The organism is Sphingobacteriaceae bacterium (assembly GCA_002319075.1).
Classification (GTDB): Bacteria; Bacteroidota; Bacteroidia; order B-17B0; family Aurantibacillaceae; genus Aurantibacillus.
The window spans coordinates 917333-930324 of sequence record NVQB01000001.1 but is presented as its reverse complement, the minus strand read 5'-3'; the positions used below and the strand labels follow the sequence as shown (position 1 = coordinate 930324).

The 12992-nt window shown below is 39.5% G+C and carries 12 protein-coding genes; 9 read left to right on the top strand and 3 right to left on the bottom strand.

Features of this window, described 5'->3' with window-relative positions:
* The first annotated feature begins 235 nt into the window (after nt 1–235).
* Nucleotides 236–2209, top strand: a complete 1974-nt coding sequence (locus CNR22_04200; protein PBQ31003.1) for a hypothetical protein — start codon at nt 236–238, stop codon at nt 2207–2209.
* An 806-nt stretch (nt 2210–3015) separates the two neighbouring features.
* Here CNR22_04200 and CNR22_04195 read toward each other — a convergent pair.
* Both CNR22_04195 and CNR22_04190 read right to left on the bottom strand, forming a co-directional pair.
* Nucleotides 3016–3936, bottom strand: a complete 921-nt coding sequence (locus CNR22_04195; protein PBQ31002.1) for an AraC family transcriptional regulator — start codon at nt 3934–3936, stop codon at nt 3016–3018.
* Nucleotides 3937–3950: 14 nt separating this feature from the next.
* Nucleotides 3951–4781 (bottom strand): short-chain dehydrogenase/reductase, encoded by an 831-nt coding sequence (locus tag CNR22_04190; protein PBQ31001.1) that lies wholly within the window; start codon nt 4779–4781, stop codon nt 3951–3953.
* A 656-nt stretch (nt 4782–5437) separates the two neighbouring features.
* Between CNR22_04190 and CNR22_04185 the strand changes: the two genes are divergently transcribed.
* From CNR22_04185 to CNR22_04150, 8 genes are all read left to right on the top strand, one after another.
* Nucleotides 5438–5905: a hypothetical protein gene (locus tag CNR22_04185; protein PBQ31000.1), complete on the top strand. Its 468-nt coding sequence runs from the start codon at nt 5438–5440 to the stop codon at nt 5903–5905.
* A 49-nt stretch (nt 5906–5954) separates the two neighbouring features.
* A complete protein-coding gene (locus CNR22_04180; GenBank protein ID PBQ34810.1) occupies nt 5955–6254 on the top strand; it encodes a TIGR03643 family protein in 300 nt (99 codons plus the stop codon).
* Between the two features lie 72 nt (nt 6255–6326).
* On the top strand, nt 6327–7751 hold the full coding sequence (locus CNR22_04175; GenBank protein ID PBQ30999.1) for a deoxyribodipyrimidine photolyase: 1425 nt from the start codon (nt 6327–6329) through the stop codon (nt 7749–7751).
* 25 nt (nt 7752–7776) lie between these two features.
* Entirely contained in the window at nt 7777–8244 is a 468-nt protein-coding gene (locus tag CNR22_04170; protein PBQ30998.1) for a TspO protein, read from the top strand.
* A gap of 18 nt (nt 8245–8262) precedes the next feature.
* Nucleotides 8263–8991 (top strand): hypothetical protein, encoded by a 729-nt coding sequence (locus CNR22_04165; GenBank protein PBQ30997.1) that lies wholly within the window; start codon nt 8263–8265, stop codon nt 8989–8991.
* On the top strand, nt 8988–9134 hold the full coding sequence (locus CNR22_04160) for a hypothetical protein (GenBank protein ID PBQ30996.1): 147 nt from the start codon (nt 8988–8990) through the stop codon (nt 9132–9134). Before CNR22_04165 ends, CNR22_04160 begins: the two co-directional genes overlap by 4 nt.
* 5 nt (nt 9135–9139) lie before the next feature.
* The gene (locus tag CNR22_04155; GenBank protein ID PBQ30995.1) at nt 9140–10693 is read left to right on the top strand and encodes a cryptochrome/photolyase family protein; all 1554 of its coding nucleotides are present in this window, start codon (nt 9140–9142) and stop codon (nt 10691–10693) included.
* Nucleotides 10693–11985, top strand: coding sequence for a cryptochrome DASH (locus CNR22_04150; protein PBQ30994.1), 1293 nt, complete (start codon nt 10693–10695; stop codon nt 11983–11985). Before CNR22_04155 ends, CNR22_04150 begins: the two co-directional genes overlap by 1 nt.
* Before the next feature lie 105 nt (nt 11986–12090).
* Here CNR22_04150 and CNR22_04145 read toward each other — a convergent pair whose 3' ends face one another.
* Nucleotides 12091–12972: a MerR family transcriptional regulator gene (locus tag CNR22_04145; GenBank protein PBQ30993.1), complete on the bottom strand. Its 882-nt coding sequence runs from the start codon at nt 12970–12972 to the stop codon at nt 12091–12093.
* Between the last annotated feature and the right edge of the window lie 20 nt (nt 12973–12992).

The window sequence follows — 12992 nt, the reverse complement described above, 5'->3', positions numbered from 1 at the left end:
AACTCATTTTACAAATGACTTATAGCAGGGGTTTTAGAGGGAACCGGGTTTTGCATAAGATTATAATTTTTGTAGAGGAGAATAGTAATTTCGCCATATAATTATTGGAGTTGGGGAGAGGAAGAAAGTTGCCTCGCAATAACATAGTTACCGATCGCAATAGTTTCATAATAAAACAGCTATTTGTGTAAATTAATTCGTTTGGTTACTTTTGGAAAATTTCTAACCCAATTCTATGAAACATTCAGTATCCTATTTTTTTCTGCTCGCATTTTCAGTTTTTGTTACTGCTCTTCATGCTCAAGTTCCTTCCATCTGTTATGCGCCAGCCGCTAATTACACAACCGGTTCAACGGGCTATGGTGTAACTTCCGGCGACTTTAATGAAGATGGACATCCGGATCTGGCTGTCGTTAACTTCCTGGGCAGCAGCATGTCTATTCGCATGGGCAGTGCCACAGGCGCTCTTGGCGCTCCGGTTATTTATACCATCACAGCTTTTCCATGGTATATCATAAATACAGATATTAACAGTGACGGACACGTTGATTTAATTATATCGCACAATTCAGGCAGTCAGGGTATTTCTGTCTTAATCGGAAACGGAGCAGGCGCCTTCACTTCGGTTCCCGGCCCCACGCTGTACGGACCTCTTTCCATAGTAGCAGCTGATTTTAATAATGATGGACTCATGGATATTGCAACACCCTCTTCAGTACTGCCAGGTAATGGTAATGGAACTTTTGGTACCGCATTTACTTTTACAACAGGTACCGGTCCGCACGGAGTAACTGCGGGTGATTTTAATAATGACGGCAACATGGATCTGGCAGTGGCTAATGATCAAACAAACGACGTATCGGTTGTACTCGGCAATGGAACCGGTGCAATGGGACCTGCTTCAAGTTATGTTTCAGCAACCAATCCTTATGATGTGACTACTGCAGACTACAATAACGATGGAAAATTAGATCTTGCTGTATGTAATTTCAGTGATAATTACATTTGCGTATTTATAGGTCTTGGTAACGGAACTTTTAATCCGCGTGTGAATTACATTGTTAACACACAAATCTACAAGATCATTTCTAAAGACTTTAATAATGATGGGAAAATGGATATAGCTACAGCAACGTATTCAACAAGCTCTGCCTCTATTTTACTGGGAAATGGAACTGGAACATTTTCCACTGTAAAAAATATTCCAACAGCACAAGGTCCTAATTCTATTATTTCGGCTGATTTCAACAGCGATGGTCTGCCGGATATAGCAACTGCAAACAGCTTTTCGAATGGAGCAACTGTGTTACTCGCTCAGGCACTACCATCTATTACGGTTAACAGCGGATCAGTTTGCTCTGGAAAAAGTTTTACGCTATCCGCTTCAGGAGGCACTGCTTACGGGTATCCTGCCAGTAACCCCGTGGTAAATCCTACAGGCCCTGTAAACTCTTATACTGTCTCGGGAATAGGTGCAAACGGTTGTACTAATACCGCGGTAAGTTCCATTACAGTAATTCCGAGTCCGGTAATTTCCGCCAGTGACGCTACTATTTGTATTGGCGACAATTATACTATCACTGCAACAGGAGCTGCTACTTATAGCTACGCGGGCGGAAGTGCAGTTGTAAGCCCAAGTGTGGCCACCAGTTACACTGTTGCCGGTACCAGTTCGCTGGGATGTATTAGTTCTAATGTTGAAAATGTAGTTATCTCAGTAAATCCTACACCTACTTTGGTGGCCGGAGCTACAGCACCTATTTGTAATGGCGACGCAGTAACTCTTACTGTATCGGGTGCTGTAACTTACTCGTGGAGCTCGGGCGCTCAAGGCCCTGCAGCAGTGGTAACGCCATCTGCAACGACCGATTTTACAGTTACGGGGTACAACACAGAAGGGTGCGCTACACATCTTGCTATTTCACAGGTAGTGAATGCCTGTACTGGAATTTCTTCGCTAATGTACAATTCAGAAACTATAACTAGTTATCCGAATCCTGCTTCCAGTAACCTGGTAATTAAAACCAACGTTGCATTCACAAATGCTACCATCGAATTATATAATTTACTCGGAGAAAAAGTAGCTGTTAATCCCGAGGTTTCGGAAACTACTGTGTTGGATCTTAGCAAATTTGAAAAAGGAATTTATACGCTTCGTATAGTGCAAAACAAGGAGCTTATCTTTACCAAAAAGGTGGTGAAGGATTAATCAAAGTTGAGTATTTAAATTATTTCTAATTTTAAAAGCAAGTCGTTTTGACTTGCTTTTTTCTTGTTTTGATTATTCAATAATATTCAAAAACGACATCCCGCGTAAAAGGCGATGATCTTTAAAAAATCAGTGTCAACTTATAAGTTTAGACTGATTTATGAAGCGCGTGGATCAAGCGGAAAGGTTGGGGGATTTAAAAACTCAGTTCGGTTAGAAGTTTAGAATAGTATTTTTGGCGCCTCCCTCTGAAGTCGAAAGGCCAGATTATTTTCGGAGCGCCTTTCGCTTCACAGGGTCCTTCTAACACACAGTCTGGCTCAAAAGTTCACTGAACTTTTGCCCGGCTATATCCCGCTCGCCTGTCATAAAAGCGGGTAATGCTTGTGCAGGGTCTTTACGCTAGGGCGTAAAGCCACCACCAAGCAGCCGTTTAATGTCAGTCTTCACGGGGATGCCGTTCTGGTCAGTGGCGCTTGGATCACTATATTATCTCTTTAAATTTTTAGAAAATTATAAAATTGAGAAGTTAAAATAAAGAGGGATTTATTTTGTCCCCAACTTTTCCGCTTGATCCCAAAGTGTTTTTTATTTCCCCCGGTCTGCAAGCAAGCTTGCGCCCGGCGTAAACTAAAAAACCTCTCAGCGAAGCTGAAGGCTTTCCTTTGGTAGCCCCTCCGATACAAATTTCGAACGAGTTGCTAGAAGATACGCGGGTTCTTGCTTAGATTTTGGACTTATACAGAAATCAATTGCCTAGTTGATCAATAGTTCAACCGTCTAAAAGTTGAAACTGTGTTAGTGAATTAATTAAAAGAACTTCTGAACTCAAGCGGCGAAAGATTGGTTTTGCTTTTGAATAATTTATTAAAACTTTGAGGGTGCTCAAATCCTAATTGATAGGCAATCTCACTTACTGAGAGTTGTGTAGTAGTTAGAGATTCTTTTGCAACTTCAATAAGCTTGTTGTGAATGTGTTGCTGCGTGCTTTGCCCAGTAAGGCTCCGTAACATGTCGCTTAAATAATTGGCTGAAACGTTAAGTTTGTCCGAAATATAGTGAACCGGTGGAAGTCCGAGCTTCTGAATCTTATCACTTCTGAAATAATCCGTGAGCAGATCATCTAATTTAACCAGCTGATTGCTGCTGGCAGATTTTCTTGTGAGAAACTGGCGATTATAAAACCGGTTGGAATAATTCAGCAACAGGTCTAAATGTGAGATCATAACATCATGACTAAACTGATCAATAGAAGAATTATATTCCTTTTGAATATGCTTCATAATTCCTTCCATCATTTTTTCTTCCTTTTTAGAAAGGTGCAATGCTTCATTTATGTTATAAGCGAAAAAGCCGTAATTTTTAATTGTTTTTGACAGAGGGTAATTACGTACAAAATCAGGATGGAAAGCCAGAAGCCAACCTTTGCCGCTGTATTGTTGGCCATTATCGATAGACAGAACCTGACCCGGGGCTAGCATCGCCAAAATGCCTTCGTCAAAATCGTAATAGTTTTGTCCGTATTTTAACTTACCATTTACCTCGCTCTTCATCATCACAATATAAAAATTTGCAATAAAGCTTATCGGCCCGTCCAGGATCATAGAAGGTTCATTCGTATGTTTCGTCACACTTATTAAGGGATGCTCCGGTTTATCATAACCCATAATATGATGTAACTCAGATATAGAATTGATTGTAACGGGAGGAGCTTTTCTTTCCTTCATAATAAAATAATTTGCTATTTTTTTGGCTTTAACTGACTTAATAAAATGGCATCAAACGCTTTATCGGAAAGTAGTTTTCGCATGATCAATAAAGGTACAGCCATAAATCCACCTGCATATCTTGTTTTTGGTTTTTTGGCAGCAATTGCTTTCTGAAGCAAATTTGTAATGACACTAGGGTCGGAACCTTTAGGATCAAAAGCCTTAACGTTTGCAATATAGGCTTTTGCCATAGCTTTGTAAGGTCCATCGCCGGAAATTTTGAAGGTTTTGTCCATGGCTATAGCTCCCCATTCAGATTTTACAGAACCGGGTTCGATAATCACAACGTCAATCCCAAATTGCTTTGTTTCCAATCTTAGGCTATCACTAAGCGCTTCTAACGCATGTTTGCTGGCATGGTACCATCCAGCCATTGGTGAAGAAACTTTACCTGCTACGGATGAAATATTGATAATTTTTCCGGAACGTTGTGCCCTCATGTGAGGTAAAACCAATTGAATAAGCCTTGCTACACCAAACACGTTCACCTCAAATTGATATTTGGCGTCCGCTATGGAAACGTCTTCAACAGCTGCATTCAAACCAAAGCCAGCACTGTTTACTAAAATATCTATTTTTTTTTCATTCTTAATAATAGTTGCAACGCAATTGATCATGGACTCGTCATTTGTAACATCCAGGTCTAACACTTTTGCTCCTGCGCGTTTAATGGCGTCCATTCGTTCCAGTCTTCTTGCTGCCCCGTATACAATGTGCCCATCTTTTAATAACGATTTTACAAAATCTTCGCCCATACCGGACGAAGCACCCGTCACTAAAATTATTTTCTTTTGATTATCCATTTTCTGTTTTTTTATATGGACAAAGTTCCGTTTATATCCTTTTGCTCAATTAGCCAATACTCGGATTGTTGTAGTTGAAATGGTGAATGGATGAACGGTGATAACTAACTGAGAACCTAGGGGAATCGAACAGTAATCATTTGAAAGTAAATGAGATAAATTTAAATTAAAGTGCTTCAAACCTATACAAACGAAAAACCCTTAATCATCTTACTTATCAAGGGTTTTTCTTTCTTTGGTAGCGGGAGATGGATTAGCTTCGCTGACCCTTTGGGGAGGGGCTTTATCAAATGAAACAATTACTTGCTAAAGGAGCAAGCGCGTCCTCTCTGAAAAAGAAATCTCCAATGACTGCCTGCAAGACTTATTTTATTTCGTGCAGATCTTGCATTGGTTGCATCACACCTTCCCTTCCTCAAAGGCTGGTATAAAAAGATACTTTGACTTTCGGTTTTCAAGAAGGCGGCCGGGGTAAAATGACCTTTTATTACTTAGTTGTTTCGTCATGAACATGCCGATAAAGCCTGAGGAGTCAGTATAAAATAAAAAATAAGCAAAGCCGACCTTGTTTTGAGTAGTTGGAGGTTAAAATAGTAAGTTTATTTTGTTTAACAAAAGTATTGATTTGTTAAACAAAAAATCAATACCTTTGATGCATGTTAAATACATTGCGAACATCTCAACTTTTAAAAAGTGATATCGATACGGTTTGGAACTTCATGAGTTCTCCAGCTAATCTCGCTTTAATAACACCCTCTTACATGGGTTTTCATATCCTTTCTGATAAGGACGATATAAAAAAAATGTATCCAGGTCAAATCATTGAGTACTATGTTACACCTGTGTTAGGCATTAAAATGCATTGGGTAACAGAAATCACACACGCAGAGCATCACCGGTATTTTGTAGATGAGCAGCGTTTTGGTCCCTATGCTTTCTGGCATCACAAGCACTTTTTAAAAGAAGTTCCCGGGGGTGTTGAGATGATAGATGTTTTACATTATAAAGTGCCATTTGGCTTCATTGGTAAAATCGTGAACTTTTTGTTTATCAAAAATAAGATCAATGAAATTTTCGATTACCGTTTTAAAAAACTTGAAGAGCTATTTAATCATGGAAAATGACGACTCCAATTTTTGCTATTATAGCGGACTTCCTTCGCCAATGGCATATATGGAGGTCAGTAAAGCTTCTGCCCCGGCTTTAACAAAACTCGACGTAGATCGCATCATCGAAATGGCCTGGGAAGACAGAACGACTTTCGATGCCATAAATTTCCAGTTCGGATTGAGTGAAGCGGAGGTAAAAGTTTTAATGAAGTCTAATCTGAAATTCAGCAGTTACAAATTATGGCGAAGACGGGTTGAGAATTGTAAAACGAAGCACGCTTCTAAACGAATTGGCGGCATCAACCGCTTCAAATGTAATTTGCAAAGAGTTATTTCACACAACAAAATATCTAAACGGAAATGAACCTGAGAGTTTCGGTAAGAAATAAATTTTATAACTACCTGTTTAGGAGAGATACTATTTATTGTTAAAGCAATGGATAAGCCCGCCATTAATATTGTTTGGTTCAAACGTGATTTACGTTTTACAGATCACGAACCACTTTATTATGCGCAGCAACAAAAGCTCCCTCTCCTTTTAGTTTATTTTTTTGAGCCCTCTTTAATGGCTCACGATGACAGCGCTTACAGACACTGGCGTTTTGTTTACGAGTCGCTTTTAGAGATGCAGACTAAACTTAAGTCGATTCACGCTCAAATTTATATTTTTCACAGCGAGGTACTTCCTGTATTTGAGGAACTTTCAAAACAGTATAAAATAACCTCAGTTTTTTCGCACCAGGAAATTGGAAATAACCTGAGTTATCAAAGAGATATTGCTATATCCGGTTATTTTAAAATGCAGGCTGTATCATGGAACGAGTACCAGTTACACGGCGTGATACGAAAACTAAAATCGAAGAACGGATGGGAACAACGCTGGCATGAGAAGATGAAGGAAGTACCGAAATTTGTAAATGAAACGAATTGGAATCTTCTTGTTCTTGACCCTTCCCTCTATTCCGGGATAAAAGGAAAAGAACTTCCCAAAGAAATTATTACCCCTGATAAGAATTTTCAACCCGGAGGCGAAACCTACGCCTGGCGTTACATGGAAAGTTTCATTAAAACGCGTTATATAAATTACAGCAAACATATTTCAAAGCCGGGGCTTAGCAGAAAAAGCTGTAGCCGCCTATCTCCCTACCTGGCCTATGGAAACATTAGTATGCGAATGGTATACCAGTATACACTTCAGCATTATGAAAAATCAGCGAATAAAAGAGATCTGGATAATTTTATTTCGCGTCTCCATTGGCATTGCTATTTTATGCAAAGGTTCGAAAGTCACAGTTTTATGGAGTTTGAAAATTTGAATTCTGCCTGCGATGAATTACAGAAACCAAAAAATGAGTTTTATATAAGAGCCTGGCAGTCGGGTAAAACCGGTGTACCCATCATTGATGCCTGCATGCGGTGCGTGGCTGCTACCGGCTATATCAATTTTAGAATGCGGGCTATGGTCGTTTCTTTTTTTGTATTTAACCTTTGGCAAGACTGGCGTGAACTCCACTTTTTAGCGCGACAGTTTCTGGATTACGAGCCAGGAATTCACTATCCGCAATTGCAGATGCAGGCTGGCACAGCGCCCTTTGATACCATAAGGGTTTATAATCCCGTGAAAAACTCACAAGAGCATGACCCTGAGGGTCTTTTTATTAAACAGTGGCTACCCGAGCTCAAAAACATTCCCCGGGAATTCGTTCACGAGCCCTGGAAAATGACTACCGAAGAACAAAAGCTTTTTCTATGTGAACTGGGAAAAGATTATCCTGAGCCGATAATCGGTCTTGAAGAAACAAGAAAGTATGCAAGTGATAAGATGTGGAAATTTAAACGTCAGCCGTTAAATGTTTCCTGAGTTTTAGATTAAAAAAAATAAGGCAATGAATAAAATTTTAAAACTTATCCTCTGTATTTTACTGCCCCTGTCAATAGGAGCACTAAGTGGTGTGGCCACTGCCTCTGGCGTGCGCAGCTGGTACCTGACTTTAGAAAAACCTTTTTTTAATCCGCCAGATTATTTATTCGCACCCGTTTGGACTGTCCTCTATCTTCTTATGGGCATATCTTTTTACCTGGTTCTCCAAAGTAAATTCTCGAGGTATAAACGACGTGCCATTCAGATCTTCGTTTTACAATTGATCCTTAATTTTTTATGGAGTTTTTTGTTTTTTAAATTTCATCTCATTACAGCTGCGCTTATCGATATTGTGTTGATGTGGCTCTCTATACTACTAATGATTTTTACTTTTTACGAGGTGGATAAAAAAGCCGGCTTGTTACAAGTACCCTATTTGCTGTGGGTGACTTTCGCGACTTTACTGAATGCGAGTATCTGGATGTTGAATTAACTAAAAGAGAGTGGAAAGATGACAAATTTTTTAAACGCAAATTGGGATAATATAGTCATGGCAAATTATGCTGTTCCTGAAGAGGTATTAGTTCCTTATTTACCAAAAGGGTGTGAGCTAGATCTGTATCAAGGTTCGGCATATGTTAGCCTGGTGGGCTTTATGTTTAAAAATACACGTCTGTTCCAGATCCCCATTCCCTGGCTAGGCACCTTTGAAGAAATTAATTTGAGATTTTATGTCACAAGGAAAGAGAATGGTGAAGTAAAGCGCGGTGTGGTCTTTATAAATGAAACTATTCCTTATAAAGCTGTTGCCTGGGTTGCTAATAAGTTGTACAAAGAACATTATACAACTGTGCCCACAAGAAATCTGATACTAAGTGATAATGTCAACAAGGTTATTAATTATCAATGGAAAATGAAGGATGAGTGGAATAGCATATACGTTAAAGCCCATGTAAATAAACAGGAAATGCCTGTGGGAAGTTTTGAAGAATTTATTTTCGAACATTACTATGGGTATACTAAACTCAATGCCTTCGAAACTGACGAATATAAAATACATCACCCGCGTTGGCATTTAAATAAAATTGAAGACTTTTTAATTAACTGTGCGTTTGATAAAATGTACGGAGAGGATTTTAGTTTTTTAAATCGTGCTTTACCCGCCTCTGTGTTTCTGGCCGAAGGTTCAGAAGTCTCTGTTCAGTGGCGGCGCAACCGTCTTAAACTTAATGCAGAATGAAAGGAATAAGAAAACAAAACCTGCCATCAAAGATCTGTGTTGTATGCAACAGACCTTTCGACTGGAGAAAAAAATGGGAAAAGAACTGGGAGAATGTAAAATATTGCAGCGATGCCTGCAGAACTAAACGATTAAGTAAATAGTCTGAATGTCTTCACATACAAATAGTGCCAAAACCCTGCGCTTGATTCTCGGCGATCAACTCCATATAAACCACTCGTGGTTTAAAGTGGTAGATTCAACTGTTGTGTATGTGCTAATGGAAGTGCGTTCGGAAACAGATTACGTTTGGCACCACATACAAAAAGTCGCTGCTTTCTTTAGCGCTATGCGGCACTTTGCAGCTGCGTTAGAAGAAAAAGGGCATTGGGTTATTTACATCAAATTAAATGATCGGGATAATGTGCAAACCTTCGCAGGAAACTGCAATAGCCTTATAAGCAAATACCACTTTAATCATTTTGAGTATCTGCTGCCAGATGAGTATAGAGTGGACCAGGAGCTCCTGAAGTATTCGCAAAGCCTTACTATTTCTTCTGCATCTTTTGATACGGAACATTTTTTTACAAGCAGAAAGGAACTGGGCGATTTTTTCGAAGGTAAAAAGACCTACCTCATGGAAAGTTTTTACCGCTATATGAGGAAGAAACATTCTTTTTTAATGCAGGGTACAGGGCCTTACAATGGCCAATGGAACTTCGATGCAGAAAACCGGAAAAAATTACCGGTAAATCACAGGGCCACAGAACCTTTTGTTTTTAAGAATTCTGTTGCTGAGATTATTTCAGAACTTGCTCAAGCCAACATCCAAACTATTGGTACTGTTGATTCTGAAAATTTTATTTGGCCGGTAAGCCGCCAACAGTCATTAGAACTACTTGATTTTTTTGCAACAGAGTGTCTGCCGCTTTTTGGAACTTACCAGGATGCCATGTCTCCGCAGGAGTGGTCTTTATATCATTCACGCTTATCTTTTTCTCTGAATTGCAAATTGATATCTCCGCAAGAAGTAATTGATAGAGCGCTCTTAGAATGGGAAAAAAGGCCGGATGAAATTGCCTTCAACCAGTTAGAGGGGTTTGTACGACAGGTTCTTGGCTGGAGGGAATACATGCGGGGCATGTACTGGTTAAAAATGCCAGAGTTTGCTTCGGTAAATTATTTTGCGAATAAAAACAAATTGCCCGATTGGTATTGGACCGGCAAAACCAAAATGAACTGTCTCCGGGAGGCGATCAGCCAATCTCTTAACTACGCATACGCCCATCATATTCAGCGGCTCATGGTAACCGGAAATTTTGCCTTGTTAGCAGGTGTTGATCCGGATGAAGTGGATAAGTGGTATCTCGGTATCTACATAGACGCTTTGCAGTGGGTAGAGATTACCAACACACGCGGTATGAGCCAGTATGCAGATGGAGGTCTCATAGCAACGAAACCTTATGTGAGCTCTGCAACGTACATAGATAAGATGAGTCATTATTGCTCAGGCTGCTACTACAACAAGACTAAAAAAACAGGAGACCGCGCATGTCCCTTCAATAGTTTATACTGGAATTTTTATGATCAGCACAGGGAAAAACTATCTAAAAATGCCAGGGTAGGTATGATGTACAATGTCTGGCAAAAAATGAAACCCGCCGACAAGTCTGCTATTCTGCAACAAGCAGAGTATTATTTAACGCATATAAACGAACTCTGATGAAACGTTCAATTGTTTGGTTTAAAACAGATCTCCGCTTGCATGATAATGAAACGCTGATCCGCGCTATTGAAAGAAGTGGTGAAATCATTCCTGTTTATTGTCTGGATGAGGATCATTTCAAAAAAACGGAGTTCGGTTTCCAGAAGACTGGAAATTTCAGAGGGCAGTTTTTACTTGAGTCTTTGTTTGATCTCGATGCCAACTTGCGTAAGCTTGGCTCAGGTCTTATAGTTGTGAGAGGAAAACCAGCAACAGAACTTTATAAACTGGCGAAGGAATATGGCGTTACAAAAGTGTTTGCAAAACGCGAAGTGGCCTATGAGGAAAAGGAAAAAGAAGAATTGGTTGAAAAAGAACTATGGAAACTGAATTGTTCATTCGAAAGCTTTAGTACAAGTACCTTATACCACGCGCAGGATTTGCCTTTTTCTATAAAAGATATTCCGGATATATTTACAAATTTTAGAAAGAAAATAGAACGAGAATCACCCGTGAGAGCGGTTTTTGAAAAGCCTTCACAAATCACATCTCCCGCTATTCCTAAACTGCATTTGCCTGAACTCGAAGAGCTCTCTCTGGCACCGGTAGCCCAGGATCCCCGAGCGGCTATTCTTTTTAGAGGAGGAGAAAGCGAAGCATGCAAAAGGCTGAATTCTTATTTTTTTGAAACGCAAAATATTTCACGCTACAAGGAGACAAGAAATGAAATGCTGGGAAGTGATTACTCCACGAAATTTTCTCCCTGGTTGGGATTGGGATGTTTATCGCCAAGAGAGATTTATTATGAAATAAAAAAATACGAATCTCAGTTTTCTGCTAATGATTCTACTTACTGGTTGGTTTTTGAATTACTGTGGCGCGATTATTTTAGATTTATGATGAAAAAATACAGGCATAAATTTTTTCTCTTTTCAGGAATAAAAAATGCAGGCTCCCCGCCGGCTGCTTTAAATAAAAAGTTGTTATTAAAATGGATGGACGGAAAAACCGGGAATGATTTTATAGACGCCAACATGCAGGAATTAAAACTCACGGGCTATATGAGCAATAGGGGCAGGCAAAATGTAGCGAGTTATTTGTGCAACGATTTAAAGTTAGATTGGCGCTATGGAGCCGCTTATTTCGAGCAGCAGCTCATTGACTATGATGTGTGCAGCAACTGGGGCAACTGGGCTTACCTGGCAGGGGTTGGAAATGATCCGAGAGGTAACCGGTATTTCAATATTGAAAAGCAGGCTGAAGAATATGACCCTGAAAAATTATACCGCAATCTCTGGTTGAGTAAATAAATTGGGAGTGAGCGAATAAACTTCAAACGGTAGTATGTTTATTTAAACAAGAGGAGTGTAACTTCTTAAGATCAAACTTTAGTACTCCATAAAAAACAAGCGTAGTTATTTCAAATACTTCGCTAAATCTTTCGGACCTTTAAGAACCCCTGCTTTAAATTTTTTTTCAAGGTGATCGGTTATTGAAGAATTTCCGCCAATTAAAAAGGTGACGTTAGCAGGCAAGCTTAATTTGTTTTTAAGATTAACAGACAGCTCGTTTAGGTTTTGCGACAAAGTAAAAAAAGTTAGAAAAAACTGTGGTTTTGTTTCTTCGAGCGTTGAGAAGATATTTTCAAAAGGTACATCCTGACCAAGATATACAGTCTCATGGCCTTTTGCTCTGATTATATAGTTTGCAAATAGTAAACTGATATCGTGTGATTCAGTTGGTAAAAGGGAAAGAAGAAATTTCTTGCTTTTTTTTCCGGCGGGAGGCAAGCCGTCAGTAGCCGCCATCAATTTGCGTTTAATGAGGCAGGAAGCAAAATGTTCCTGGGCGGGGTTTACTTCGTTAGTCGTCCACAAATAGCCAATCTTAGTAAGCAGTGGGTAAAAAACATTTATCATCGCATCAAACAAACCAAAACGTGTTACCGAAGCTGAATAAGTTTTTTCGAAGGCAGCTTCATCATACTTTAGCATAGCTGCTAAAAGATTGTTTATAAAGCCATCGCATATAATACTATCAGTTCCCTGCTCCTGACTCTCAGTCACCAGCCGGAACATCTCTTTCTCGTTCAGTAAAGAAATATGAGAAATTTTATGTCCCAGTGATAAGAGCGTAGAGACATTTAAAAGTTTCTTTAATTGTTCGTCATCGTAGCGTCTATAGTTGGTAGAAGTTCTGTCGGGCGTAATTAGATTGTAGCGCTTTTCCCAAATCCTTATCGTGTGAGCCTTGATTCCGGTCAACTGTTCGAGTTCTGCTATGCGATATGATCTCATGTTTTTGTGTGACCGTGAAT